26 protein-coding genes and 3 tRNA genes are annotated in these 26,042 nt (G+C 41.8%); 26 read left to right on the top strand and 3 right to left on the bottom strand.

Annotated features, from left to right (window positions below; translation table 11 throughout):
• Positions 1-11: 11 nt before the first annotated feature.
• The 3 genes from pheA to yciH all read right to left on the bottom strand — a co-directional run bounded on the left by pheA (position 12) and on the right by yciH (position 2,574).
• Positions 12-1,205, bottom strand: a complete 1,194-nt coding sequence (gene pheA / locus RM552_RS07550) for a prephenate dehydratase (protein ID WP_311368148.1) — start codon at positions 1,203-1,205, stop codon at positions 12-14.
• A 164-nt stretch (positions 1,206-1,369) separates the two neighbouring features.
• The gene (locus RM552_RS07545) at positions 1,370-2,167 is read right to left on the bottom strand and encodes a response regulator (RefSeq protein WP_311368147.1); all 798 of its coding nucleotides are present in this window, start codon (positions 2,165-2,167) and stop codon (positions 1,370-1,372) included.
• Positions 2,168-2,250: 83 nt separating this feature from the next.
• Positions 2,251-2,574, bottom strand: a complete 324-nt coding sequence (gene yciH, locus RM552_RS07540; RefSeq protein WP_311368146.1) for a stress response translation initiation inhibitor YciH — start codon at positions 2,572-2,574, stop codon at positions 2,251-2,253.
• A 331-nt stretch (positions 2,575-2,905) separates the two neighbouring features.
• Between yciH and RM552_RS07535 the strand changes: the two genes are divergently transcribed.
• The 26 genes from RM552_RS07535 (at position 2,906) to RM552_RS07410 (ending at position 26,042) form a co-directional block, all read left to right on the top strand.
• Complete coding sequence (locus tag RM552_RS07535) at positions 2,906-3,922, top strand: extracellular solute-binding protein (protein WP_489753037.1); 1,017 nt, start codon at positions 2,906-2,908, stop codon at positions 3,920-3,922.
• A gap of 3 nt (positions 3,923-3,925) precedes the next feature.
• On the top strand, positions 3,926-5,545 hold the full coding sequence (locus RM552_RS07530) for an ABC transporter permease (protein ID WP_311368144.1): 1,620 nt from the start codon (positions 3,926-3,928) through the stop codon (positions 5,543-5,545).
• Positions 5,542-6,681, top strand: a complete 1,140-nt coding sequence (locus tag RM552_RS07525) for an ABC transporter ATP-binding protein (protein ID WP_311368143.1) — start codon at positions 5,542-5,544, stop codon at positions 6,679-6,681. Before RM552_RS07530 ends, RM552_RS07525 begins: the two co-directional genes overlap by 4 nt.
• A 148-nt stretch (positions 6,682-6,829) precedes the next feature.
• The gene (gene aspS, locus RM552_RS07520; RefSeq protein ID WP_311368142.1) at positions 6,830-8,596 is read left to right on the top strand and encodes an aspartate--tRNA ligase; all 1,767 of its coding nucleotides are present in this window, start codon (positions 6,830-6,832) and stop codon (positions 8,594-8,596) included.
• Between the two features lie 63 nt (positions 8,597-8,659).
• Positions 8,660-9,073 carry a dihydroneopterin triphosphate diphosphatase gene (gene nudB / locus RM552_RS07515; protein ID WP_311368141.1) on the top strand — a complete coding sequence of 138 codons (414 nt, stop codon included), beginning with the start codon at positions 8,660-8,662 and terminating at the stop codon, positions 9,071-9,073.
• A gap of 19 nt (positions 9,074-9,092) precedes the next feature.
• Positions 9,093-9,608, top strand: a complete 516-nt coding sequence (gene ruvC / locus RM552_RS07510; protein WP_311368300.1) for a crossover junction endodeoxyribonuclease RuvC — start codon at positions 9,093-9,095, stop codon at positions 9,606-9,608.
• A gap of 45 nt (positions 9,609-9,653) precedes the next feature.
• Positions 9,654-10,283, top strand: a complete 630-nt coding sequence (gene ruvA, locus RM552_RS07505) for a Holliday junction branch migration protein RuvA (protein WP_311368140.1) — start codon at positions 9,654-9,656, stop codon at positions 10,281-10,283.
• A 78-nt stretch (positions 10,284-10,361) separates the two neighbouring features.
• Positions 10,362-11,375 (top strand): Holliday junction branch migration DNA helicase RuvB, encoded by a 1,014-nt coding sequence (gene ruvB, locus RM552_RS07500; RefSeq protein WP_311368139.1) that lies wholly within the window; start codon positions 10,362-10,364, stop codon positions 11,373-11,375.
• A gap of 247 nt (positions 11,376-11,622) precedes the next feature.
• Positions 11,623-12,030, top strand: coding sequence for a tol-pal system-associated acyl-CoA thioesterase (ybgC, locus tag RM552_RS07495; RefSeq protein ID WP_311368138.1), 408 nt, complete (start codon positions 11,623-11,625; stop codon positions 12,028-12,030).
• Positions 12,027-12,707, top strand: a complete 681-nt coding sequence (tolQ, locus tag RM552_RS07490; protein ID WP_311368137.1) for a protein TolQ — start codon at positions 12,027-12,029, stop codon at positions 12,705-12,707. The genes ybgC and tolQ overlap by 4 nt, the downstream gene beginning before the upstream one ends.
• Before the next feature lie 12 nt (positions 12,708-12,719).
• Positions 12,720-13,139, top strand: a complete 420-nt coding sequence (gene tolR / locus RM552_RS07485) for a protein TolR (RefSeq protein WP_311368136.1) — start codon at positions 12,720-12,722, stop codon at positions 13,137-13,139.
• Positions 13,132-13,953 carry a cell envelope integrity protein TolA gene (tolA, locus tag RM552_RS07480; RefSeq protein ID WP_311368135.1) on the top strand — a complete coding sequence of 274 codons (822 nt, stop codon included), beginning with the start codon at positions 13,132-13,134 and terminating at the stop codon, positions 13,951-13,953. Before tolR ends, tolA begins: the two co-directional genes overlap by 8 nt.
• Positions 13,954-14,042: 89 nt before the next feature.
• Positions 14,043-15,401 (top strand): Tol-Pal system beta propeller repeat protein TolB, encoded by a 1,359-nt coding sequence (gene tolB / locus RM552_RS07475; RefSeq protein ID WP_311368299.1) that lies wholly within the window; start codon positions 14,043-14,045, stop codon positions 15,399-15,401.
• 28 nt (positions 15,402-15,429) lie between these two features.
• A complete protein-coding gene (locus RM552_RS07470; RefSeq protein WP_311368134.1) occupies positions 15,430-16,008 on the top strand; it encodes an OmpA family protein in 579 nt (192 codons plus the stop codon).
• Positions 16,009-16,011: 3 nt separating this feature from the next.
• A complete protein-coding gene (gene ybgF, locus RM552_RS07465; RefSeq protein WP_311368133.1) occupies positions 16,012-16,827 on the top strand; it encodes a tol-pal system protein YbgF in 816 nt (271 codons plus the stop codon).
• A 174-nt stretch (positions 16,828-17,001) separates the two neighbouring features.
• Positions 17,002-17,077, top strand: a tRNA-Lys gene (locus RM552_RS07460).
• 37 nt (positions 17,078-17,114) lie between these two features.
• Positions 17,115-17,190 (top strand) — tRNA-Lys (locus RM552_RS07455).
• Between the two features lie 117 nt (positions 17,191-17,307).
• Entirely contained in the window at positions 17,308-18,426 is a 1,119-nt protein-coding gene (nadA, locus tag RM552_RS07450; protein ID WP_311368298.1) for a quinolinate synthase NadA, read from the top strand.
• 108 nt (positions 18,427-18,534) lie between these two features.
• Positions 18,535-18,624 (top strand) — tRNA-Ser (locus RM552_RS07445).
• Between the two features lie 536 nt (positions 18,625-19,160).
• Positions 19,161-20,267 (top strand): protein adenylyltransferase Fic, encoded by a 1,107-nt coding sequence (gene fic / locus RM552_RS07440; RefSeq protein WP_311368132.1) that lies wholly within the window; start codon positions 19,161-19,163, stop codon positions 20,265-20,267.
• Positions 20,268-20,407: 140 nt separating this feature from the next.
• Positions 20,408-20,743 carry a metalloregulator ArsR/SmtB family transcription factor gene (locus RM552_RS07435; protein ID WP_311368131.1) on the top strand — a complete coding sequence of 112 codons (336 nt, stop codon included), beginning with the start codon at positions 20,408-20,410 and terminating at the stop codon, positions 20,741-20,743.
• A gap of 14 nt (positions 20,744-20,757) precedes the next feature.
• Positions 20,758-21,228 (top strand): arsenate reductase ArsC, encoded by a 471-nt coding sequence (locus RM552_RS07430; RefSeq protein WP_311368130.1) that lies wholly within the window; start codon positions 20,758-20,760, stop codon positions 21,226-21,228.
• The gene (gene arsB / locus RM552_RS07425) at positions 21,228-22,250 is read left to right on the top strand and encodes an ACR3 family arsenite efflux transporter (RefSeq protein WP_311368129.1); all 1,023 of its coding nucleotides are present in this window, start codon (positions 21,228-21,230) and stop codon (positions 22,248-22,250) included. The genes RM552_RS07430 and arsB overlap by 1 nt, the downstream gene beginning before the upstream one ends.
• A gap of 148 nt (positions 22,251-22,398) precedes the next feature.
• Complete coding sequence (locus tag RM552_RS07420; RefSeq protein WP_311368128.1) at positions 22,399-22,815, top strand: hypothetical protein; 417 nt, start codon at positions 22,399-22,401, stop codon at positions 22,813-22,815.
• A gap of 211 nt (positions 22,816-23,026) precedes the next feature.
• Positions 23,027-24,397 carry a TolC family protein gene (locus tag RM552_RS07415; RefSeq protein WP_311368127.1) on the top strand — a complete coding sequence of 457 codons (1,371 nt, stop codon included), beginning with the start codon at positions 23,027-23,029 and terminating at the stop codon, positions 24,395-24,397.
• Entirely contained in the window at positions 24,390-26,042 is a 1,653-nt protein-coding gene (locus RM552_RS07410; protein WP_311368126.1) for an efflux RND transporter periplasmic adaptor subunit, read from the top strand. The genes RM552_RS07415 and RM552_RS07410 overlap by 8 nt, the downstream gene beginning before the upstream one ends.

Genomic DNA, 26,042 nt, shown 5'->3' with positions numbered 1-26,042 from the left:
CTAAGCCAGGCTCATTCTTTTTGAGCCTCGGTTAGCGCTTGTGACGCGGCGATTCTGGTAGGCGAGATTTCTTCTACAGGGTAACAACCAAGCACTTTAAAATAGCGCGTCATGCCTCTAAGCGTTTCAAATGCCAATTGCATTGGACCGTCTTCAATATTACCCAACATATCTACATAAAACATCTCTTCCCAAGGGTTGCCATTTATTGGCCTAGACTCTAATTTTGTCATGTTGATATTATTATTTTTGAGCACCGTGAGTGCGTCACACAGAGCACCGGGAGATTGCACAGTGGACATAATCACCGTTGTTTTTGCGGGTACTTGTAGCGGTACCTTTATTGATTGACTGGCTACGACTATAAAACGGCTATGATTTTCTTTCTGATTGGCCAAATCAGACTTAATTGCTTTGAGTCCATACAAATGCCCACTTTCTGCAGACCCAATTGCAGCGGCATTAGGTGCAGATAACTCACCCACTTTGACCATAGCATCGGCTGTACTATCACAAGTTTTAACTTCGATATTTCCTAGGCCTGCCAAAAAGTGGCTACATTGAGCAAACACTTGTGGGTGGGTATACACTGTTTTTATATCTTCTAGTCTAACGCCTTCATGCACTAAAAGACTATGTTCAATAGGGTGTGTTAACTCTCCAACAATATTTAAACGAGTATGCTGCAGTTGGTCGAAAACTTCATTAATACTACCAGAGCTTGTGTTTTCGATTGGTAAAACTGCAAAGTCTGCTTCATTTTTTTCTACTTTATCAATGATTTGAGCAAAACTATTACAGCCAATTTCAACTAAATCACCGGGTCTACGGGAAAAGTATTTTTGGGTAGCTAGATAACTGTAAGACCCTTTCTTTCCTAAAAAAGCGACTCGGTTAATTTGTAGGCGTGAGTCAGGGTTCGCCCATTCATGCAATAATGACTGTTGCTGCAGCACAGAATCTTCAATGATCACTTGAAACAACTTTGTTATAAAGTGTGGATCAAGCCCACATTCTTGTCCTTGTTTTATCAAACGCAGGAGTAACTGTTCCTCGCGGGATTTATCACGCACCGATATCTGATGTTTAACTTTTGTTTCTGCCACTTTGGCAGTAAGTGTTTGTCTTTTTGCGATAAGGCTAAGCAATTGACTATCAGTCGCCGTTATTTTCTCGCGCAATTCGTTTAAAACTTCTTTGGACACTAGCGGTTCTCAATAAATTCGTAAATACTTTGTAATATTAGCAATGTAAAAAAGAGCGCCTATAGTGTCAACGACTTATTTGCTTTAAATTATATGGCTATGTGCTAAATAAGCCCAAAAAGTGAGCCAAAAATAGACAGGATGATGTAAATGAGCGGGGGCTATTAATTTAGCAATGATCCTAAAATCTGCTTAACTTCTGCGGCTTCAAAAGGTTTGTCGCAAAGGGCATTCACCCCAGTCTGTTGAATGTTCGACATATGTAAACTATCGGTTGATTCAGATGTCACCATAATGATAGGAATATGGGTCGTTTGTGGATTGAAGCGAATATATTCAGATAGTTCTCTACCGTCCATTTCTGGCATATTATAGTCCGTCACCACCAAATCAAATTCCATGTCTTTTAAAAATGTCAGCGCATGCGCACCATTTTCAGCCTCAGTGATGGTTTCTATCCCCATGTTTTGCAGAACACGCTTTATGTGATTGCGTGCAAGCAAACTGTCATCTACTAATAAAACGCGCAACTGATTCACATCAAACAGCTCTAAATCGAGTTCTTCTTCGTTTAATAACTGTAAACTGGCACTCAGCCCTCTTTGTAAATGAATGGGTTCAAATGGCTTGGGTAATATGGCCGCCACCCCTGATTGTTTAAAATGCTCTAAACGTTGCATGCTGGTTTCACTAGACACCAGCATAAAAGGTATACTAGCGGTGCTTGTATTGTTTTTGAGATAAGTAATAATATCTAAGCCAGTGCCATCAGACAGATACATAGTACTCACAACTAAATCTACGTTGTGTTTGTCGATTGAGGCTTTTGCTTGGGCCACATTTTTTACGATATCAACGCCATTGACATCTTCTTTTGTTAATAAACTACTGATTATTTTCGCTTGCGTATCTGAAGGTTCTACCAACAAAATATGTAAATCAGATATCAATAGTTGCTGCATGTGGTGTTCTCTTTGGTTGCTGTTTTCTACGCTATTACTTTTTGTAATACATATATCGGCCAATTATGCTCAAATAATTAGAATTATCCTCCTGCTAATTTCACTTTTAATCCAAGCTTGTCTAAATAGACTTTTAGTTTGTCACGCACATCACCTTGAATTTCTATCGTAAAACCTTTGACACTGCCACCGCAGCCGCAGTGCTTTTTTAAGTCAGAACATAAGTTTTTCAGGGCTTTAGCATCCATATCAAGGCCTTCAATAGCGCTTACCCCTTTGCCTTTTTTGCCTTTTGTTATGCGTTTTATACGTACTATTCCATCGCCTTTCGGCACTTGTTGTTGGGTATCTGCGCTGTTTTTTATGCGCCCAAAGTCGGTTGAATAAACAAGTTTTGAATTATTCATTGTAGAAGATTCCTAAATAAGGTTGATGATTTTTGTAAGGTATTTGCGATAAACGCAAAACGCTTTGTCTAAGTATAAAAGAGGTTTTAGCGTATTCAATGTTCGGGATCAACACTCCTTTTGGAGTTTACACCGATTTCTTAAAGTTATTCACTTTTATGCAAAACTACTATTCAAGTGAATAGTGCCTGTGCTACTCTTAACCTTAGTGAGACTTATTATCATTTAACCCACATTTAATATCAATTTAGTACAAGTGCGAGCCGGAAACAGCATGTTTTAGTACTTTTGTGTTTTTTAAATTGGAAAGGAGTATCTTATCAAAAGCCTTATTATTGCAACTTTACTGATATTTATTAGTGCACCCGTTCTTGCAACAGAAATTAATTTGTATTCTGGAAGGCAAGAAGCGCTTATCAAACCGCTATTGGATAAATTTACTGAAGAAACTGGTATAACCGTTAATTTGGTGACAGGCAAAGGTGATGCTTTAATTAGTCGCCTTAAAGCCGAAGGGCAATTTAGCCCTGCCGACATGATAGTGATGGCTGACGTTGGGCGCCTAGTGAGAGCTGAACAAATGGGTTTGACCCAAGCTATTTCTGAGCAAACTGTATTATCAAAGCTAGACGCAAAATGGCAGGATAAGCAAGGAAAATGGATAGCCTTAACCAAGCGCGCTAGACCTATCATGGTAAAAAAGGGCACATTTGAAGACAATAGTTTAGTCTCTTTGATGCAATTGACTGACGAAAAATATCGTAATAGTGTGTGTATTCGGTCGTCTAGCAATATATATAATCAATCTATGATGTCTGGTTTAATCGCTTTGTGGGGAGAAGAAAAAGCGCTCGCGTGGGCAAAAGGCTTGGTGGCTAATTTTGCTCGCAGCCCAAAAGGCGGTGACCGCGACCAAATTAAGGCCATGGTAGCTGGCGAATGCAGCATTGCCATTGCCAATACTTATTATCTTGGAGGCATGTTAGCAGCTAAGGATAAAACTACTCGTGAAGTAGCTCAACAAGTTAAGGTCATATGGCACGATCAAACCAATTTGACAGGCAGCGAGCCTGGCATGGGAACCCACGTGAATGTATCAGGTGCTGCTATCACTGCACACGCGAAAAACAAAGCCAATGCTGAAACATTACTAGCATATATGCTGACCGATGAGGCCCAACAATGGTATGCGCAAATTAACCATGAGTATCCAGTAATCGACGGCGTAGCCTTAAGCCCCGAACTCGCGTCATTTGGCGAATTCAAAGGGCAAGACCTTGACCTTAAAACAATAGGAAAAAACAATGCAAATGCGCTAATCCTAATGGATAGGGCGGGCTGGAAATAACGAGTGATACAACGCTTTAGCAAATTACTTGTTAGTACAATATTTATAACGGGACTCTTTGCAGTCCCGTTATTGGTTATTTTTGCGAGTGTATTTTATATTGATTTGCAAGTGTGGGAGCATTTAGTCAGTACAGTTTTGTTTGATTATATAAGCAATAGTCTGATACTCGCATTTTGCGTCGGTATTGGCACTTCGTTAATTGGTTGCTACTTAGCTTGGTTGATGGTGCATTACGACTTTGCCGGAAAATCGATTCTCAGATGGCTAATATTATTACCCTTAGCTATGCCTGCATATATCATTGCTTATACTTATACCGGTGTATTTGATTTTGCCAGCCCGCTGCACGAAAGTTTACGTGTTTGGTTCGGCACACAGGGCAACACACGCATATTACCTGATATCCGCAATTTAGGTGGCGCGATAGCAATGATGATTTTGGTTTTATACCCTTATGTTTATCTGCTTGCCCGCACAGCGTTTAAAGAACAATCGAGTCAATTCTCTTTGGTTGCTCAACTTGCAGGTATGTCTAAATGGCGTTACATAAAAACGGTAGCACTACCTTTAGCACGACCAGCTATTTTAACTGGCGCCGCGCTTGCTATGATGGAAGCCTTGGCTGACTATGGAACTGTCGCTTACTTTGGTGTAAACACATTTACAACAGGTATTTATCGGACTTGGTTTGGTATGGGAAACGCGCTTGCTGCAAGCCAGTTGGCTAGCTTACTTTGTTTATTTGTATTTATATTTTTGTGGCTCGAGAAAAACAGTCGTAAACATCACTCACGTTTTCAGGCTCGTCATAATCGCACAACCGAAGCAAAAAGAAAGTATGGTGCGACAAGCTATGGCTTATTTTTAGTTTGTTTGTTGCCACCTTTATTTGGCTTTGTAGTGCCTTTTATTCAATTGTTATATTGGGTTATAGAATATGCCAATGCAGATGCCTTTGATGAATATTTCCCGCTTTTATTCACGAGTATAAAATTAGCCGGCATTAGTGTAATAGTAATTGTGACTGCGGCCTTAATAATCAGTTATTGCAAACGTCAATTTGCTTCTAAAAGTATTCAGTTTGCAAGCCAATTTGTGGGTTTAGGTTACGCCTTGCCCGGTGTGGTAATTGCGGTTGGGGTAGTGCAAGTAGCGGGGTTTTCTGATAAGCAATTGAATATACTGAGTAATAGCTTATTTGATTACCAACCAGGTTTGCTTATTTCAGGCGGAATCACTATTCTTGTGTTCGCTTACGCCATACGCTATTTAAGTGTTGCTTTGCATAATACTGATACAGGTCTAGAGCGCATTAAGCCTAATTTAGACGAAGTAGCCATTAGTTTAAAAGCGGGTCGTGGTCGAGTGTTAAGAACAGTGCATGCTCCGCTGATTAGCGCTAGTTTAATAAGCGCCTGTATTTTAGTGTTTGTTGACGTATTAAAAGAACTTCCGGCGACATTAATTTTGCGGCCTTTTAATGTTAATACTCTCGCCGTAAAAGCTTACGAATTAGCCTCAGATGAGCGTTTAATCGATGCCGCTTTACCGGCTGTCAGTATTGTGTTTGCAGGTATTATTCCTGTTATTTTACTAACTAAGAGTTTAGAAAAAATATGAGCCAAGCGCTAATTGAACTGAGTGATGTAGACTTAGCCTACGATAACAAATGTGTTCTCGAGGGCGTGAGTTTTTCTCTAGAAAGTGGTGAAGTAGCGTGTATTTTGGGACCTTCAGGTAGCGGTAAAACATCCTTGTTGAGAGCGCTTGCAGGTTTTTTGCAGCTTAAAAAGGGCGAGATTGCCATTAATGGGCAGTGCGTTGCCAGTTTGCATACCATGGTGCCACCGCAAGACCGTTCCTTAGGCTTAGTTTTCCAAGATTTCGCGCTTTTTCCGCATATGACAGTGCAACAAAATGTCGAGTTTGGTTTATTTAAACTGACGGTCAACGAACAAAAACAAAAAGCACAATACTATATGGATATTATGGGCATTGCTGAGCTTGCTGCAAAATATCCGGCAGAACTCTCGGGTGGGCAACAACAACGAGTAGCCATCGCCCGTGCCATTGCACCTGAGCCCGATGTTCTATTAATGGATGAGGCATTTTCGAGTTTAGACCCAACTTTACGCGAGCAAGTCACACATGATGTTCGCGATATTATTAAACGTCTAGGCTTAACTGCTATTTTAGTCACGCATGACCAAAGTGAAGCATTCGCCTTTGCCGATAAAATAGCGATTGTAGCAGAAGGGCGGTTACAGCAATTCTCTAACGCCTATTCGTTGTATCATGAACCACAGACTTATTTTGTGGCAAATTTTGTTGGCGAAGGCGTATTTATTCAGGGTGAGTACAACAAATCTGAGGCATGTGTTGAAACGGCCTTAGGTAAATTATTCACCAAGGTGGTAAAGACTCAACAAACAATGCAAAAGCGCATTGAAACGTCGATGATTAGTAGCCAAAATGGGCGCATGGATAGCGAAGCAAAAAAATCTACTTTTGATGATTTTACAGACAAACAAATAGTCAATGTATTATTGCGTCCCGACGATATTATCCATGACGACGAAAGTCCGCATAAAGCCATTATTGTTGAGCGATTTTTTCGTGGGGCATTTATAAAATATAAACTACAATTACCTTCATCTTTAGAGACCATATGGTGTTTTGCGCCAAGTCATCATAATCATCATATTGGTGAAACTTTTGGTATAAGCGTGCAGTTAGATCATCTTATTTGTTTCTAAACCTTGCATGTTGCGATAAGTTTTTGCGAATAATCTTTTCATCCTTATTTTTTCAAGATGGGGTTTAGTTTATAATGCGCGCCTGAATTGCGGTAACACTTATAAAAAGATTACGCGCAAACAAATTATAAATAAAAGGCAAGCCTAAATGCGCACTAACTATTGTGGAAGAATAGACACTCAATATCTTGAACAAACCGTCACCTTAAATGGCTGGGTAAATAAACGCCGTGACCTTGGCGGAGTCGTATTTATTGATCTCCGAGACCGTGAAGGCATTGTGCAAGTGGTTGTTGATCCTGACACTGAACAAGCATTTGCAGCGGCATCCTCTGTTCGCGCTGAATATTGTATTGAAGTTAGCGGCAAGGTGCGCAAACGCCCTGACACCCAAATAAATAAAGATATGAGCACGGGCGAAATTGAAGTGTTGGCGCAAAACGTCAGCATAATCAATAAAGCCCCTGCATTGCCACTAGACTGGAATCAAGAAAACTCTGAAGAACAGCGTTTAAAGTACCGTTATTTAGATTTACGTCGTCCACTAATGAGTGAGCGACTGGTGTTTCGATCAAAGGTGACAGGTGCGGTAAGACGTTATTTGGAAGATAACGACTTTTTAGATATAGAAACCCCTATATTAACAAAAGCGACACCTGAAGGCGCGCGCGACTATTTGGTGCCAAGCCGCACACACAAAGGCGAATTTTTTGCTTTACCACAGTCTCCACAGCTGTTTAAGCAATTATTGATGATGAGTGGAATGGACAAGTACTATCAAATTGTGAAGTGTTTTCGCGACGAAGATTTACGTGCTGATCGCCAGCCAGAATTCACACAAATTGATATTGAAACCTCGTTTTTAGATGCAGAAGGGGTCATGCAAATTACTGAAGGGCTTGTGCGTGACTTATTTCAAAAATTGCTTAATGTCGATTTAGGCGATTTCCCGCATATGACATATGCTGATGCAATGCGTCGCTTTGGCAGCGATAAACCAGACTTACGTAACCCCTTAGAAATTGTAGATGTAGCCAGCGCGCTAAAAAACATTGAGTTTAAAGTATTCAGCGGCCCTGCTAATGATGAAAATGGGCGTGTGGCCACGCTTTGTGTGCCAGGGGGGGCTAAATTGTCGCGTAAACAATTAGATAATTACGCAGAATTTGTTGGTGTATATGGCGCAAAGGGTTTGGCTTGGATAAAGATCAACGACATCACCAGCGGTATGGACGGATTACAAAGCCCAATTTTGAAGTTCTTAAATGAACAAACGGTTACCGAAATTTTGCAATTAAATAAAGCGAGCGACGGCGATATATTGTTATTTGGTGCTGGCGACTATACAACCGTTACCGAGGCGCTTGGTGCATTGCGTTTGAAAGTAGGGGAAGATTTTGAATTACTTCAAGGAGATTGGAAACCTTTATGGGTTGTCGATTTCCCTATGTTTGAAGAGGCAGATGGCCGCTTATACGCGCTACACCATCCATTTACCGCTCCCATGAACGCTGATATTCAAGCGCTAAAAGACAAGCCAACAAGTGCATTGTCTAATGCCTACGATATGGTATTAAATGGCGTAGAATTAGGAGGTGGGTCGGTAAGGATTCATAATATGGATATGCAAGCCGCCGTGTTTGAGTTGCTTGGTATTGAGAAACAAGAAGCGGAAGAGAAATTTGGTTTCTTACTGGAAGCCCTAAAATATGGAACGCCTCCGCATGCAGGCTTAGCGTTTGGCTTAGATCGTTTAGTGATGTTAATGGTAGGAGCCGATTCTATTCGCGATGTAATGGCGTTTCCTAAAACCACTACAGCCGCATGTCCGCTGACAGGGGCGCCGGGTATGGCAAATCCAGAACAGCTCAAAGAATTATCTATTGCTAGCATTTTGCCTAAAGAGGAAGACTAGTTTATTTCTAGCCAAAACAGCCATACTTTAGTAAATAACTCGGCTTTTAAGCGCCCTGAATCAGTGCTGGTTGTTATATTTAACCAATATAACCAAGTACTGGTTTTACAACGAGACGATGATGCGAATTTTTGGCAGTCAGTGACCGGTTCAATGGAACAAGACGAAGTACCGGTTTCGACAGCCTTGCGTGAGGTAAAAGAAGAAACCGGTATTGACATCAAAGCCGCAAGACATAGCTTGATGGACTGTCGGCAAACCAATCAATACACTATCAGAGAAGACTGGCGCCACCGTTACGCACCTGGCATAACACTTAATTTTGAATATGTGTTTTGTGTTCAGGTAGCCAGTGATAGTAAAATTACACTAACCGAACATTTAAGCTACTTATGGCTCGACAAATCTGCAGCAATCGCTAAAGTATGGTCAAACACGAATAAACAAGCGATAGAAGCTTTTGTCCCAAGTTCATAAACCTCAACTCAGTCCGCAGATAATACTTGGCATTGATCCCGGCTCGCGTATTACCGGCTATGGCGTCATTGCAGTGCGTGGGCGTAATACTGAGTATTTGGGGAGTGGCTGCATAAAAGTGCTGGACGACAGTTTAGCCAAGCGGCTCAAAAATGTATTTGATGGTGTGTCTGAGATTATTCAGCAATTTAAGCCAACATCATTTGCTATTGAGCAGGTATTTATGGCTAAAAATCCCGATTCAGCACTGAAACTTGGACAAGCGCGCGGCGCGGCTATTGTGGCTGCCACACATGTTGATTTACCGGTATTTGAGTATTCGGCTAGACAAATTAAACAGTCGGTTGTGGGTAAAGGAAGTGCTGACAAAACACAAGTACAACATATGGTTACCCATCTTTTAAAGCTTAACAAAATACCACAGGCCGACGCTGCGGATGCCCTGGGTGTTGCCTTATGTCATTTGCATACAGAACAAAGCCTGATAAAAATGGCCGGTAGTGCTACAAAAACAGTGCGTAGACGTCTACAATAGACAGTATGCCAATTGGCAAAACAACAACATAATAAGACATCATTCATGATTGCACGTTTACAAGGCACTATTTTAGAGAAAATGCCCCCCGAAATCCTACTGGATGTAGCCGGCGTAGGGTATGAAATTCAGCTACCCATGACCAGTTTTTATCAACTGCCTGACATTAATGAATCAGTCAGTCTGTTTACTCATCTTATTGTGCGTGAAGACGCGCATTTATTATTTGGATTTACCGAACGCTTAGAGCGCAGTTTATTCCGCATTCTAATAAAAGCTAACGGTGTCGGGCCAAAACTAGCCTGTACTATTTTGTCGGGCATGACCGCAGAGCAATTTGTTGCAGCCGTTATGCACGAAGACATTACCGCATTGGTTAAAATGCCTGGTGTTGGCAAAAAAACAGCCGAGAGACTGGTGGTGGAATTAAAAGATAAACTCAACAATTTAGAGTCAATACCAGCCATGGGTACTTTACCTAGCACTGCATTAAGCAACACAGATAGCAGTGCCTCAATACTAAGCCCTAAAGTGAGCGCTAAAGACGAAGCGATTAGTGCGCTAATTGCACTTGGCTACAAACGTAATCAAGCAGAAACAACCGTCAATAAAATTGCAAGCGAAGACGCAAGTAGCGAGCAACTCATTAGAGACGCGCTTAAATCGATGGTATAACAATGTGTTTATGCTATAGCAAAGACCAAAATTCGGTAAATGTGGACAAGTTATCGCTAAGCAATACAGGAAAAAGTCATGATTGAAGCTGACAGTATTTTACGCCCTCAAGAACAAACGGAAGATGCTGCCGTCGACCGCGCGATTCGGCCAAAGCTGCTAGCTGATTATGCTGGGCAACAAGCCGTTTGTGAGCAAATGGAAATTTTTATCGAAGCTGCCCGCGGCAGAGAAGACGCACTTGATCACTTGCTTATATTTGGCCCGCCAGGTTTAGGTAAAACCACTTTAGCCAACATAGTAGCCAATGAAATGCAGGTGAATATTAAAACAACCTCGGGCCCGGTACTCGAAAAAGCCGGTGATTTAGCCGCGCTGCTAACCAACTTAGAAGAAAACGATGTGCTATTTATAGATGAAATACATCGCCTTAGTCCAGTGGTTGAAGAAGTGTTATATCCCGCTATGGAAGATTACCAGCTCGATATTATGATAGGCGAAGGGCCTGCAGCACGCTCTATAAAATTAGAATTGCCGCCATTTACTCTCATAGGCGCAACTACCCGCGCAGGCTCACTAACGTCACCGTTGCGCGACCGATTTGGTATTACGCAACGCCTAGAGTTTTATAAAGTGGCTGATTTAACCAATATTGTTTTACGTAGTGCTAAGCATTTAAATATGTCAATGGAACCAGATGGCGCGCTGGAAATTGCAAAACGCTCGCGTGGCACACCGCGTATTGCTAATCGTTTACTCAGACGAGTAAGAGATTATGCGCAAGTTAAAGCAAACGGTGATGTCAATGCAGAGATTGCGGCGTCTGCCTTAGATATGCTCGACGTCGACAAACTTGGTTTCGATTTGATGGACCGAAAATTACTGCTGTCAATTATCGAAAAGTTCAATGGTGGGCCGGTGGGATTAGAAAATGTCGCAGCAGCCATTGGTGAAGAAAAAGAAACTATCGAAGATGTAATTGAACCCTTTTTGATTCAGCAAGGATATTTACAAAGAACGCCGAGAGGTAGGGTGGCTACCGATAGTGCTTATTTACATTTAGGGTTCGACATAAAAAAGCCCACCGTATAGGTGGGCAAAATATCATCGGAAGGGAGTCCATGAAAACAAGAATAGCTTTCGCTACATATTGTATGAGTGGTATTTTAGGTATTTTTGGCAGAGTAGCAAATGAATATAATTCTGATTTACCCCTAATTTTTCTAATGCTAAAAAGTGTTTTATAAATTAAGCGGTAAAAGCAGCATATATCGATATTTTAGGATGGCTATGAAATGAATGCTTTCGTATAAAATCAGGACTAATTGAGAGTTAATGCATGAATAAATTTGATATAGACTGTCGCGTGTACTATGAAGATACTGACGCCGGTGGCATTGTTTATCATGCAAACTATTTGAAGTATATGGAGCGTTGCCGTACCGAATGGGTTAGGGCTTTAGGCATAAAACAACAATATTTGTTGGAACAATCGTTGGGTTTTGTCGTCATAGACATGTCGATTGCCTTTAAAAAGAGCGCTAAATTAGATGACATTGTTAACGTAAGTTGCGAATTACTTAAAACTAAACGCGCTAGCTTATTGTTTTCACAAGAAATAACACATAATAATCAAACACTTGTTGTAGCTGAAGTAAAGGTGGCTTGCGTGAATACAGAGTTGTCTAAGCCGGTGCCATTACCAAGTGAATTAGTAGACCGCCTAAAAGAGGGAAATCCGCAGTGACGTCTGAAATGTCTGTTTTACACTTGTTTTTAGAAGCAAGTTTTGTGGTGCAATTTATCATGCTGTTGTTATTAACAGCGTCTATTGTGAGTTGGACCTTTATTTTCCAACGCACATCGGCCTTGCGCAAGGCCACTAAAGAAGCCGCAAGCTTTGAAGAAGCATTTTGGTCAGGGGCTGATCTTAATGAACTTTACACTGATCTTGCACAAAAAGACGATCTAAGTGGATGTTCCCTTATCTTTTGTTCAGGCTTTAAAGAGTATGTGCGGCTTCGTAAAGCCTCTTCTACCGTTCCCGAATCAATTACCGACGGCACCTACCGAGCGATGCGAATAGCAATGTCGCGTGAAGTTGACGACCTAGAGCAACGTTTACCCTTTTTAGCAACGGTGGGTTCTATATCACCGTACATTGGTTTATTGGGCACCGTTTGGGGCATTATGACCGCATTTATTGCTTTAGGTCAGGTCAAACAAGCTACCTTGCAAATGGTTGCGCCGGGCATTGCTGAAGCGCTAATAGCCACGGCAATTGGTTTGTTTGCTGCTATTCCTGCGGTTATTGCGTACAACCGCTTTAGCACTAAAGTGGAGAAGTTAGAAAATACTTACGGCAACTTTATGGAAGAGTTTTCAGCCATTCTACATCGCCAAAGCATTGCTAACCGCGGATAAAAGAGGCTAATCATGTTTATTCGTAAACGACGTAAACCTGTTTCAGAAATCAATGTTGTGCCATACATAGACGTTATGTTGGTGTTATTGGTTATTTTTATGGCCACCGCATCGGTCGTTGCGCAAGGGGTAAAAGTTGACCTGCCCAAAGCTGAGGCGCAAACCATAGAAACTGAAGAAGACGAAATGATGATAGTGTCGGTCGACGCTGAAGGCTTATACTATTTAAATGTGGCTGACAGTCCGCAGGCGGCAATGGCAGCGCAAAATATAGCAGACTTAGTAAAAGCCCGTTTAGAAGTTGCGCCAGCCACACCGGTTGTAGTGAACGGTGACGGCAAAGTGGATTACGAAAAAGTTGTCGACTTAATGGTGTTATTGCAAAGAGCTGGTGTACCGTCTGTAGGTTTGATGACTGACCCGGATGAATAGCAGGAAAGAAGGCAGCGGTAAAAAATCTATAATGCGGCCGGCTATTATTAAGTCGGTGTCTTTGCACGGCTTGATTTTAATTTCGCTATTGGTCAGCTTTAGTTTTTCTGACAAACCTCTAGTATTTGCAGCAAATACACCAGCGGCCCAAGAACAACCGCTGGACATAGTGCAGGCAACCTTTGTTGACAGTAATGTGATTGAGCAAAAAAAGCGCGAAAAAGCGCAAGCCGAAGCCGCAGCGCAAAGACGTGCGCAAGAAAAACGTAGACAAGAACAAGAGGCTAGAAAAAAAAGAGACGAAGAGCGTAAGCGACGCGAACAAGTGGAGCGTAAAAAACGCGAAGATGCCGCAAGAGCCGAACAAGAGCGCGTTAATGCACTAGAACGCGAACGCCAAAGGCAAGCAGAATTAGAACGCCAAAAGAGAGAAAAAGAAGAACTACAAAAACGCCAGCGCGAGTTAGACCAGGCATTAGCAGATCAGCTCAAAGCGGAGCAAGCGGCCATGGCCTCGGCCCAGCAGCAACAAGTGTTAACTGAGGTGCAAAAATATCAATCATTGATTACGCAAACCATTAGCAGAAGAATTAATTTTGATGGCTTCTCTAAAGATGCTGCGTGCAATTTAAGAGTGAGGCTAGCGCCTGATGGCCTGGTGCTACAAGTTACTATATTAGAAGGTAATCAGGCACTTTGCCGCGAGACTGAGTCAACCATTTTACGATTAAGTAGTTTACCCATGTCGCCTGATCCCGCAGTGTACAAACAAATGAATCCAATAACCTTTATAATGAGGCCCACCTCTCAATGATATCTAAAATAATAGGAGCGACTTTAATGAGAGCTATTGTTAAAAACCTGTCTTTCATGCTTGCCAATAAAAAACAGAGTGCTCATAAAATGTTACTCAGTGGTAGTTTGGTGTTTTTGTCATGTTTAAGTATCTCTTTTAACAGCCATGCCCAAGGTATCGACATTATTATTACTGAAGGTATGAATAACGCACGGCCGATTGCGGTTGTGCCGTTTAAATGGACCGGTAGCACCGTATTGCCCGAAGATATTTCTGACGTTATTACCAGTAACTTGCAGCGCAGTGGCAAATTTAGCCCGGTAGGTCTGTCGAGCATGCCACAATTTCCAACTAGTGACCAAGACGTTGATTATGCTGCATGGGCTGATAAGGGCATTGATACTGTTTTAGTGGGCAGCATAGAGCCAATTGGCCCTGATAATTATAAAGTGAATTATGCCTTAATCGATGTGCTACGCGCCCAAATAACAGGTGGCGAATCCCGAACGGTGGTTAATGGCGAACTTGTACTTAATTATGATCATATAGTTGTTTCGCGCGAAAAAGAAATTACGGGCGATCAGTTTAGACAATATGCGCATATGATTTCTGACACGGTATACGAAAGCTTAACCGGTGAGAGAGGCGCATTTTTAACGCGTATTGCTTACGTTGTGGTTAAAGACCGCCAAACAGTTGCTAAGCCCTTCCAGCTTTACATAGCCGATTATGATGGTGCAAACGAAACCCGTTTATTGTCGTCACCAGAGCCATTAATGTCGCCTGCATGGTCGCCCGATGGCAATAAATTAGCCTACGTTAGCTTTGAAGAAAAACGTTCACAAATTATTATTCAAGACATATACACACGTGAACGAACCCGCATAACCGACTTTCCTGGTATAAACGGCGCGCCCACCTTTTCGCCAGACGGTACACAATTGGCAATGGTCTTGTCGAAAGATGGTAATCCAGAAATTTATGTGATGGATTTAAATAGCCGCGAATTACGACGCGTGACAAGACACAGGGCTATAGATACGGAGCCAACGTGGGCCCCAGACGGTAAAAGTATTATTTTTACTAGCGAACGGGGTGGAAAACCGCAGATATATCAAGTAAATTTAAACACTAGACGTGCCAAAAGGCTCACATTTGATGGGGATATGAACCTTGGAGCGTCAATAACACCCGATAATTCGCATTTAGTGGTCGTAAATAGAACAAAAGGCGATTATCATATAGCCAGACAACATCGGGAATCTGGTAATATGTTGGTGCTAACTCGAACTTTATTAGACGAGTCGCCAAGTATTGCACCCAATGGAAGTATGATTATTTACAGCACCCTTCATGAAGGTAATCAGGTTTTATCACTGGTTTCCCTAGATGGGCGCTTTAAAGCGCTTTTACCTGCCAAAGAAGGACAGATAAAATCGCCGAGCTGGTCACCGTTTTTATTATAAATAAATGTATTACAATTAAGGATTAAAAATGCTTACTAATAACAAATTAAGAACCATCATCATTGCGCTAGCGGCAACCACTCTAATGGCTTGTGAGTCTGGCCCTTCAGAAGCTGAGCTCGAAGCGGAAAGAAACCGTGTAGCGGCAGCAGAAGCAGCAGAGGCTGAAGAAGCACGTTTAGCGCGTGAAGCAGCTGAAGCAAAAGCTGTAGAAGTTGCTGAAGCAAAACGCTTAGCCGATTTACGTGACAGAGCAGCGGCTGAATTAGATGCGCTTAAGCAGAAGAACACTATTTACTTCGACTTTGACAAATCTACTATCAAGTCTGATTTTATGTCGGTACTTAGAGAACACGCTCGTTACTTGGCGGCTAACCCTGGTCAAAGCATTGTAATTGAAGGTCACTGTGACAGCAGCGGTACACCTGAGTACAACATTGCTTTGGGCGAGCGCAGAGCAAAAGCTATAGAAACATTCTTTACCAATGCCGGAGTTAGCGGTTCACAGGTTTCTGTTGTTTCTTATGGTGAAGAGAAATTAGCGGTACAAGGTACGTCTGATTTTGCCATGCAGCAAAACCGTCGTGGTGTAGTGGTTTATCAGTAATAGATGAAAAAACAACTACTCCTTTTAATTGGTGGATTGTTTTATTCAGGTGCTTGCCTTGCGCAAGCGCCTGTTGTTGATTTAAGCAACTCGCAATCTACGCCACCGCCGCCGTCACAAGACTTGTCGCGCCCAAGCGTTGCTGCACAGAGTATTAGCAACGGTGCCCTTGCCGACCGTTTAGCGATTATAGAGCGTATTGTTGAGTCACGAACCGATGCGCAATTGCGTATGCAAAGCCAATTAGATGAATTACAAAACGATATTGATACTATTAAAGGGTCAATAGAGTTACATAACCATCAACTTGAAAAGTTACTAGAGCGTCAACGCGAGTTGTATTTAGAGCTAGATAAGCGTTTTGCAACTATGCAGCAAAGCACTGACGGTTTGCAAAAAGATATCACCAGTATTAACCCAAGCCAGTCGGTGCCGGTTGCCAATACGGGTAATGAACAAGCAGAATATCAAGCGGCGGTTAATTTGATATTAAAAGATAAAGATTATGTAAACGCAGTACCTGCATTTGAAGATTTTTTATCTAAATATCCAAATTCTGAACTAAGCGCAAATGCACACTATTGGTTGGGGCAATTGCTTTATAACCAACAAGAGTATGACGCTGCAAAAGTGGAGTTTGAGGCAGTAGTAAATAAATTTACCGATTCGCCCAAACGTGGGGATTCCTTATTAAAATTAGGCATTATCGAAAAGTCGGGCGGCAATTTAAGTGCTGCTGTTAGCTTATTCGAACAAGTCATTAATGAATACCCAAACAGCACACCAGCAAGACTTGCACAACAACAACTGGCTAATTAATAGCCAGTTTTGTTTTTTCTCTAGCCTCATGCGCTAGTATCGCCATTTTTACAGTAAATAAATCTTAAAAATTGCATTTATTGGTTGCACCTTGTCGCGAATTAAGTATTATATGCGCCCGTCGTGAGGATACGTTTCTAACAAGACATTTTGCTCAAGACAATTGTGATGTGAGGGTCGTTAGCTCAGCTGGTAGAGCAGTTGACTTTTAATCAATTGGTCGCTGGTTCGAATCCAGCACGACCCACCACTATCGCAAGTTCTCATGCAAGCACCAAAATCTTTGAGGGTCGTTAGCTCAGCTGGTAGAGCAGTTGACTTTTAATCAATTGGTCGCTGGTTCGAATCCAGCACGACCCACCACTTAGATTTTTATAAAGTGTATCTGATCAGCATTTGTCTATAATAATGCTATACTATTCAGACCTTTATTCATGCGACCTCTTATTCATTGTTTGTGACTTTATGAACTTAGTGAAAATGCCCTTGAACAACACAGCCTTAGATACCACTGTAACTGACCATTCAACATCTCCAGATCTCATACTTGCTGAGCGTGTTGCCCCTTACGACTTTCCGTTTCCGAAAAAACCAGCCAAATTGTCTTCACAAGATGAAAAAAGCTTAGTAAACGATATTAAAGCCTTATTGCTGAGTAATAATGCAGTCTTGGTGGCGCATTATTATACTGACCCTGTTATTCAAGCACTGGCTGAAGAAACTGGCGGCTGCGTATCAGATTCACTCGAAATGGCACGCTTTGGACGCGATAATAAGGCACAACATCTAGTGGTAGCCGGTGTTAAATTTATGGGTGAAACAGCAAAAATTTTGAGCCCCGAAAAAACCGTGGTAATGCCAACTTTAGAGGCAACGTGTTCACTTGATTTAGGTTGCCCAGCAAAAGAGTTCAGTGAATTTTGTGATCAACACCCTGATCGCACTGTGGTGGTTTATGCGAATACATCTGCAGCGGTTAAAGCGCGTGCCGATTGGGTTGTGACCTCAAGTATCGCCCTGGAAATTATTGAGCATCTCGACAGCCAAGGCAAAAAGATTATTTGGGGTCCTGATCGCCATTTAGGCGCTTACATACAAAAGCAGACTGGCGCCGATATGCTAATGTGGAATGGGGAATGTATTGTACACGATGAGTTTTCGGCCAAAGCTTTGCAAAAAGCTAAACACTTACACCCCAATGCAGCTGTATTGGTGCACCCAGAGTCACCCGCGAGTGTAGTGAGCATGGCCGATGCAGTGGGTTCGACTTCGCAGTTAATAAAATCGTGCAGCGAAATGTCCAACGAAGAGTTTATAGTGGCAACCGACAAAGGTATTTTTTATAAGATGCAACAGTTGGCACCAAACAAGACCTTGATTGCTGCCCCAACGGCAGGAGAGGGTGCTACATGTAAAAGCTGCGCTAACTGCCCATGGATGGCAATGAACGGCTTACAAGCGCTTAAAGAAGCGCTTATTCAACCTCAAGGTAAAGAGATATTTGTAGAATCTGCCTTGGCTGAACGGGCGATGATGCCGCTAAATAGAATGCTAAATTTTGCCGCAGAGCTTAAGGTGCAGTTAAAAGGCAATGCATAGGAAATAAATAAGGCGCAAACTTTACTTGCAACCACTCACGTGTTTGCTAACATACGCGCCGCTGTCAGTTAGTACATTCAAGCCAACTGACAGTGCAGAAAGAATTACGGAGAGGTGGCTGAGTGGCTGAAGGCGCACGCCTGGAAAGTGTGTTTAGGGTTAAACCTAACGAGGGTTCGAATCCCTCTCTCTCCGCCAAATTATCTCTTTAAATTAATAATTTGAGTTGTTTTATTTAGTCTCTGGGATCGTTTGGAGTCGATATAGAACACACTGCACTATCTTCTCGTTACTTTAAAATACAAATTATTGGTTTTTCAAAACTGTCAATATGAGTCTAACTCTGTCGGCTCACTCAGATAAGAATGAAGATATATAATTACGCTCGATTATGATTGGTTAATCAGCTTGATGTCATTTTAGAAGAATTGAGCGATGCGCTTTGGGCTTAAACTACGCAGTAGTTCAGATGGGCTTATACATTAGCCGGCCTTAAGAAAGTCGCTTTATCAGAATGTTGAGTTTACACCTGAGTTAAATTCTAAATATAAAGCTTATGTATAGAAAGCCCAAAAAAGTATACATATAGGGTTAGTCATGTATATAAAATTTAAATTTATATACATGTTAATAAGTTGTGTCGATATATATTCATTTTATCGACATAAGTTCTTTACGTGTCGATTACATCGACATATACTAACTTTGTGTCGATAAAGTAGGATAAAATAAACATGACTTGGCAGGCTGATGTCCCGTTCAACCAACTTCCACCCTTGCCACCTGCACAAGAGATAGCTGACTCAGTTGCTGTGCTTAAAGCGTGTATTCCTGCCCGTGCCGCTTTGGCTGAACTTAAGCAGGCCGGAGCATTATTACCCAATCAAGGCCTACTTATTAACCTTTTACCTATTTTAGAGGCAAAAGACAGCTCTGAAATTGAAAACATTCTTACCACGTCAGATAAGTTGTTTCGGCATGCTCAGGAGGATAGTCAGGCCGATCCAGCTACCAAAGAGGCCTTGCGTTACCGAACTGCCTTAAATGAAGGCTTTACCCGACTAACAAATCGGCCTTTATGCACAAGCACAGCAATAGAGATTTGTAGTACCTTAAAAGGCACTCAAATGGATGTACGCAAAGTGCCAGGTACTGTTATTGCAAACCCAAGCCGAGGTGAAATTATTTACACACCACCAGTGGGTGAAAAGCAAATCCGTGATTTACTCAGCAACTGGGAGCAATTTCTGCATGCTGACGATGGTTTGGATCCGCTCATTAAAATGGCAATCAGTCATTATCAGTTTGAAGCCATACACCCTTTTCATGACGGCAATGGTCGCACTGGTCGCATATTAAATATTCTCTATTTGATAGAACAAGACCTGTTAACCCTGCCAATTTTGTATTTAAGTCGATACATTGTGCAGAATAAAGCGCAATATTACGCATTGCTTAACGGCGTTACTAAAGATGGCGACTGGCAAACGTGGATCATCTACATGTTAAAGGGCGTAGGCGAAATGGCGAAATGGACTACAGCGAAAATAGCAGCAATTAATGCGCTGATCGAACATACGAGTGAATTTATGAAGGCAAAATTACCTAAAATCTACAGTTTTGAGTTGGTGCAAGTTATTTTTGAACAACCTTATTGCCGCATCGCTAACCTAGTTGATAAAGATATTGCTAAACGCCAAACCGCATCTGTATATTTAAAACAACTGGTCGACATTGGTGTACTGCGAGAGCTAAATAAGGGTAAAGAAAAGCTTTTTGTACACCCAAAACTCATGCAATTAATGACCCTAGACAATAACAAACTTGAATTTTACGCCTGAATTTACCAGCGTAGCTAAACATTAAAAATGTGAACCGAAAAATCCTGAATTGCAATCAAATTAACACCAAAATAAATTGCCATTTACATTTGATATTACATATGCGATATTTCACATATGTAATAAATCGAATGTGAAATATGAACCCTTGTACATTTTTTAAATGCTTGGCCGACGACACTAGGTTAAAAACACTCCTATTGATTGCGAAAACAGGTGAAGCCTGCGTTTGCGACTTGATGGAAGCGCTTGAACTAGACCAGCCCAAGACTTCACGCCACCTTGCCCAACTTCGTAAATGTGGCATTTTGTTGGATGAAAGGCGCGGTAAATGGGTGTTTTACAAACTTCATCCTGAGCTACCACAGTGGGCGCAAGGTGTCATTTTTGAAGCGGCTGCAAACAATACTTTATATTTTAACGATGCATTAAATAAGCTAATGGCATCACAATCTTCAACAATCAACTGCTGTTAATTAAGAACATGACTATGAAAATATTATATATATGTACGCACAATAGATGCAGAAGTATCTTGTCGGAAGCCATCACCAATCAATTAGCTAACGGTTTGATTGTCGCCAAAAGTGCAGGCAGTCAGCCCGCTGGCGAGGTGCATCCCTTATCGTTAAAATACCTAGCAGAATCAGCGTATTCGACTGAGGGCTTAATAAGCCAGTCTTGGGACGATTTTGAAAGTTTTGAGCCTGATATTGTGGTGACAGTTTGTGATTCGGCCGCAGGCGAAGCCTGTCCCTTATATTTTGGCAAAAGCCTAAAAGTGCATTGGGGCTTAAGCGACCCATCAAAGATAGAAGGTGACGAATCGCAAATTAAACAAGCATTTTTACACTGTATTGACCAAATAGTAGAGCGCGTAAAACAACTAGAAATTATTGCTAAACAAAATTTAGATAAACCTGGTCTAAAACTAGCGCTTGCTGAAGCAGGAGCACACTAATGGGATTGTTTGAAAGATATTTATCAGTTTGGGTAGGTTTAGCGATAATTGTTGGTATTATCGCCGGCTCAATTATGCCCGATGCGTTTACTGTTATTTCAACGCTTGAATTTGCACATGTTAATATTGTTGTGGCCGTTCTCATTTGGTTAATGATTTATCCAATGATGGTGCAAATTGATTTTTCATCTATAAAAGATGTAGGCAAAAAACCGAAAGGTTTGGTGCTTACCTTAGTCATCAATTGGTTGATAAAACCGTTCACAATGGCTTTTCTTGGCTGGTTGTTTTTTAAAGTGCTATTTGCAGATTGGGTTGACCCACAAACTGCGACTGAATACATCGCGGGGATGATATTACTAGGTGTTGCACCTTGTACCGCAATGGTTTTTGTTTGGAGCCAAATGACAAAAGGTGACGCAAATTACACCTTGGTGCAAGTGTCGATTAATGACATCATCATGATTTTTGCCTTTGCACCCATTGCTGGTTTACTGCTTGGTGTTACTGATATTACTGTGCCTTGGGATACCTTATTGTTGTCAGTTGTATTGTATGTACTCGTACCTTTAGTTGCTGGTGCTCTCACGCGTAAAAAACTAGATCAGGGCGCAGACCATTCAAAAATAGATACATTCCTTGCTAAGATGAAGCCATGGTCAATATTGGGTTTGTTGGCGACTGTCACCTTATTATTTGGATTCCAGGCAGACACTATTCTATCTAAGCCAGAGGCAATAGTACTAATTGCTATTCCCTTACTTATTCAAACGTATGGTATTTTTGCCATTGCTTATTATATGGCTAAGCGGATAAAACTTCCTCATAACGTTGCGGCCCCAGCTTGTATGATTGGCACATCAAATTTCTTTGAGCTTGCTGTGGCAGTGGCAATTTCTTTGTTTGGTCTTCATTCTGGTGCGGCATTAGCAACCGTAGTCGGCGTATTAGTCGAGGTGCCGGTGATGTTATCATTGGTATGGTTTGCTAATCGCACAAGGCATTGGTTTGTGAATGAATAAAAGTGATTAACCAGCGTGTTTTCCATGTATTCGCGCCTTACTTTTATCCTTATTTGTCGCCTTATTTGTCGCTTAAACAAGCAGGTTGATAAGGCGCGTTGATTTTCAATATTTACTCAAGTCACAATATTGGACTATACTAGGGTTTATGAATATATTTTCTTCCATCCGCTACGTCGCACTCATTGCCATGCTGTTAATCAGTCAGGTTGGCAGTGCGTATGTGTTTGCGCCAGCCATGCAAGACTGTGGCATGGATATGGCTATGCTTGATGATGTAGCAAATGTAGAGCACACAATGCCAATGATAGAAGAAGCTAACGATGGCAACAGCAAAGGTGGAATGGACTGCTGTGACCCGGCTATGATGAGCAGTTCGCTTACGTCATGTTGTGATGCACAGTGTCAATGTGCTTCTTTTGCTTCGTCTGTTTATTTATCGAGTGAAAAGCCACTTAGTAGACCCAGTCATCAAGCTGAAAACCCTGTAATACAAAGAGTGACAGCAATACACACACCTTTTTTACAACAACCTAAGCGCCCTCCAATACGCAATTACTCATAAGGTCTTGATAAAAGCGAAAGCTTTGAAACCGGCCAGTTATATTTTCGTAAGCGGGTAGCTTCGTTTGGGTTGGGTAAATATTATTTCTTGTCTTTTACCGCAAACACCAGCATTAACGCTTACTTGTATGTATATATTTTTATGAGATACAAAAATGCGTCTACATTGTCACACTTTTTTGCACAGAAATATGCTTCTGCAATTTCCTTTTATGCTATTTATTATCGGTGTTTCCTTTAAAGCGCTAGGATTGCCATCACACAATCAAAATCAAGAAGCGGTCAGTTCGATAGCTAACGAATTGAGTCTAGAAAGTGCTATCGCACAGGCACAAAATAATGATGACTGGCTCAAAAAGAGCCGTTTGATAGAATCCCGTTTTGAACGTTTGAGTGAAGGCGCATCGGCAATGCCTGATCCCACTATTAGTGTAGGTTTACTTAACTTGCCTACCAATGGTTTTGCCTTTGATCAAGAGCCCATGACACAGCTAAAGTTGAGTGCTTCGCAAATGTTTCCGCGCGGCGATACGCTGGCACTCAAAGAGCAACGCTATCGTATGTCGGCAACTGAACAACCTTATCTTCGCGAAAATCGACGTCAACACATTGCCCTTCAAGCCACCACTTTGTGGCTACAAGCCTTCGAAGCCTCGACAAATTACAGGTTGGTGAATGACGCCAAGCCTTTATTTAATAAACTAGGCGACATTGTTGCTGCCAGTTATGCATCGTCAGTAGGTAAAGCCAACCAGCAAGATATTATTCGTGCTGAGCTTGAACTGGTCAAATTAAATGACAGGCTCATCGCCCTTGAATCACAAAAACAAGTTGCTGTGGCAAAGCTATCTCAGTTTTTATATACGTCCGATGCTAATGCTACTTTTGGGCAATCGTGGCTGTCTAACAAGCACAATATTCAATTACCCGAGCATATGCCCTCAATCACGCCTCATCAAAATAAGGCGCTACACAAGGTAATAGCGACTTCGCCGCATGAGTATTATCGATTAGTACATCAGCATCCTTTGATGTTGGCAAGCGAACAACGCGTTCGTACCACCGCTGTTGATATTGATATTGCAAAGCAAGACTACAAAGCGCAGTACGGCATTAATGCTAGTTATGCCATGCGCGATGACACGCCAGAAGGACAAAGCAGAGCAGATTTTTTCTCGATTGGCGTAAGTGTTAGTGTGCCTTTGTTTTCATCATCAGCTCAAGATGCGCATGTGAGTGCCGCCAAGTTGCATACTGAGGCCATTCGTACCGAAAAGCGATTGCTTATGAAAGAACTCATGGCGAGCCTGCAAAGTGCTTATGTTGAATATATTGGCTTGCGTGAACGTGCCCAAGTATATCAACACCAAATATTGCCCCAAATACAACAACAAGCTCAAGCGGCTCTTAATGCTTATACCAATGACTCCGGTGATTTTGCAGAAGTAGTAAGAGCTAAAATTGATGAACTCGATACCCAAATTACCATGCTAAACATCCGTGTAAAACAGCGCGTTGCGCTATCCAAAATGGATTATTTTTTAGCAAGTACAGCACATACAGAGGTGGCAGAATATGAATAAGGCAAGCATTAGCAAGCACGCGTTGGCAGTGGGTATTGGCATATTGTTGGGGAGTGTTGGCTTATATTTAATTGCGCCATTAGGTGTGCTTTCTGGGCTTAACTCTGGGCATAACTCTGGGCTTAACGATACTCAACAAAGCATGCACAGCAGCGAAAAAGACAACGAACCACTGTATTGGGTTGCGCCTATGGATCCCAATTTTAAACGAGACAAACCAGGTAAGTCACCTATGGGTATGGATCTAGTGCCTGTCTTTGCAAATGAGCTTGGCGATGATTCGCCGGGCACAGTTAAGATAGATCCGGTCACCATTAATAACCTAGGGATAAAAACTACCAGCGTACAGATGACAACACCCAAACTAAGCGTGAGAGCCATTGGTAAAGTGGCGTTTGCTGAAGACGCCATTGTGCATGTTCACCCAAGAGTAGAAGGATGGATTGAAACATTAGCCGTGCGTTCTAAGGGGGAGTACGTGGCGAAAGGCGAAGCCTTGTACTCGCTATATTCACCTGGCTTGGTCAACGCTCAAGAAGAGTTTTTAATTGCGATAGAGCAGAACAATAAAGCGCTAATTAATGCAGCTAGATTAAGGCTACAGGCACTTAATGCACCATCAAGTTTGATTAAAAGAATTGAGTTAGATCGTAAAATTGAGCGAACCATTACATTCAATGCACCACAAAATGGTTATGTAAACGAACTCAATATCCAAAGCGGTTTTTATGTAAAACCTAGCACGACTATGTTGTCTATCGCCAATATGGATAAGGTATGGATATTAGCAGATGTGTTTGCAAACGACCTATCTAAAATCGCCCTTGGTCAGTCAGCCACAGTGACGAGTGATTATTTTCCTACAAAAGAAATAACGACAGAGCTTGCATACATTTATCCGACATTAGATGCAACAACACACACTGCGAAAGTGCGTTTTATAGTGGATAACAGTGATCTAGCTCTTAAGCCGGATATGTTTACATCGGTTGATATACAAACATATTCACAAAGCACACAGAACAATCCAAAAGTGCTGGCGATACCTGGACAAACTATTATCCGTACAGGAGAAAACAACCGAGTTGTCTTGGCCTTAGGAGATGGCAAATTCAAGTCAATTAACGTGACCTTGGGCCGTGTTTTTGATGAGCTAATAGAGATAAGCAGTGGATTGCAAGAAGGTGATGTCATAGTCAGCTCAGCCCAATTTTTAATAGATTCTGAAAGCAGTATTACGTCAGATTTTATGCGCATGCGTCCTGCAGAATCCCCTAATAGCAACGACAATGCAATGGGCATGGAAGAGGATGCAGATATAAGTGCTTGGACAAGCGCGACAGTAAACGAGGTGATGATAGATGAGCGTATGGTTAATATTACCCATGGCCCATTAGACGCGTTTAACATGATGGGAATGACCATGAACTTTATGCTTGCTGACGATATTGATATGACTCAGTTTGCTACAGGCATAGCGGTGCATGTTGAAGTAACTAAACACTCATCTGGCATGTACATGCTCAAAACGGTGCACTTTATGGACAAGCATACTGATGAAGAAATGCCAGCCGACTCGGGCAACAACATGCACCATGAAACCTCAAATGAAGCCAATGATCCTAATCATAATGGAGGGCACTGA

Origin of the sequence: Glaciecola petra, assembly GCF_031846345.1 — a bacterium.
Taxonomy (GTDB): domain Bacteria; phylum Pseudomonadota; class Gammaproteobacteria; order Enterobacterales; family Alteromonadaceae; genus Glaciecola; species Glaciecola petra.
Note: the sequence above shows the minus strand (reverse complement) of the source record. Positions and strands in the feature narration are given on the sequence as shown.

Coding starts and splice junctions, on each gene's coding strand:
- RM552_RS07545 (WP_311368147.1), bottom strand. CDS start 2,167: ATGCAGCAACTATTGATATCTGATTTACATATTTTGTTGGTAGAACCT.
- yciH (WP_311368146.1), bottom strand. CDS start 2,574: ATGAATAATTCAAAACTTGTTTATTCAACCGACTTTGGGCGCATAAAA.
- RM552_RS07525 (WP_311368143.1), top strand. CDS start 5,542: ATGAGCCAAGCGCTAATTGAACTGAGTGATGTAGACTTAGCCTACGAT.
- aspS (WP_311368142.1), top strand. CDS start 6,830: ATGCGCACTAACTATTGTGGAAGAATAGACACTCAATATCTTGAACAA.
- ruvA (WP_311368140.1), top strand. CDS start 9,654: ATGATTGCACGTTTACAAGGCACTATTTTAGAGAAAATGCCCCCCGAA.
- ruvB (WP_311368139.1), top strand. CDS start 10,362: ATGATTGAAGCTGACAGTATTTTACGCCCTCAAGAACAAACGGAAGAT.
- ybgC (WP_311368138.1), top strand. CDS start 11,623: ATGAATAAATTTGATATAGACTGTCGCGTGTACTATGAAGATACTGAC.
- tolR (WP_311368136.1), top strand. CDS start 12,720: ATGTTTATTCGTAAACGACGTAAACCTGTTTCAGAAATCAATGTTGTG.
- tolA (WP_311368135.1), top strand. CDS start 13,132: ATGAATAGCAGGAAAGAAGGCAGCGGTAAAAAATCTATAATGCGGCCG.
- tolB (WP_311368299.1), top strand. CDS start 14,043: ATGTTACTCAGTGGTAGTTTGGTGTTTTTGTCATGTTTAAGTATCTCT.
- RM552_RS07470 (WP_311368134.1), top strand. CDS start 15,430: ATGCTTACTAATAACAAATTAAGAACCATCATCATTGCGCTAGCGGCA.
- ybgF (WP_311368133.1), top strand. CDS start 16,012: ATGAAAAAACAACTACTCCTTTTAATTGGTGGATTGTTTTATTCAGGT.
- nadA (WP_311368298.1), top strand. CDS start 17,308: ATGCCCTTGAACAACACAGCCTTAGATACCACTGTAACTGACCATTCA.
- fic (WP_311368132.1), top strand. CDS start 19,161: ATGACTTGGCAGGCTGATGTCCCGTTCAACCAACTTCCACCCTTGCCA.
- RM552_RS07435 (WP_311368131.1), top strand. CDS start 20,408: ATGAACCCTTGTACATTTTTTAAATGCTTGGCCGACGACACTAGGTTA.
- RM552_RS07430 (WP_311368130.1), top strand. CDS start 20,758: ATGAAAATATTATATATATGTACGCACAATAGATGCAGAAGTATCTTG.
- arsB (WP_311368129.1), top strand. CDS start 21,228: ATGGGATTGTTTGAAAGATATTTATCAGTTTGGGTAGGTTTAGCGATA.
- RM552_RS07420 (WP_311368128.1), top strand. CDS start 22,399: ATGAATATATTTTCTTCCATCCGCTACGTCGCACTCATTGCCATGCTG.
- RM552_RS07415 (WP_311368127.1), top strand. CDS start 23,027: ATGCTATTTATTATCGGTGTTTCCTTTAAAGCGCTAGGATTGCCATCA.
- RM552_RS07410 (WP_311368126.1), top strand. CDS start 24,390: ATGAATAAGGCAAGCATTAGCAAGCACGCGTTGGCAGTGGGTATTGGC.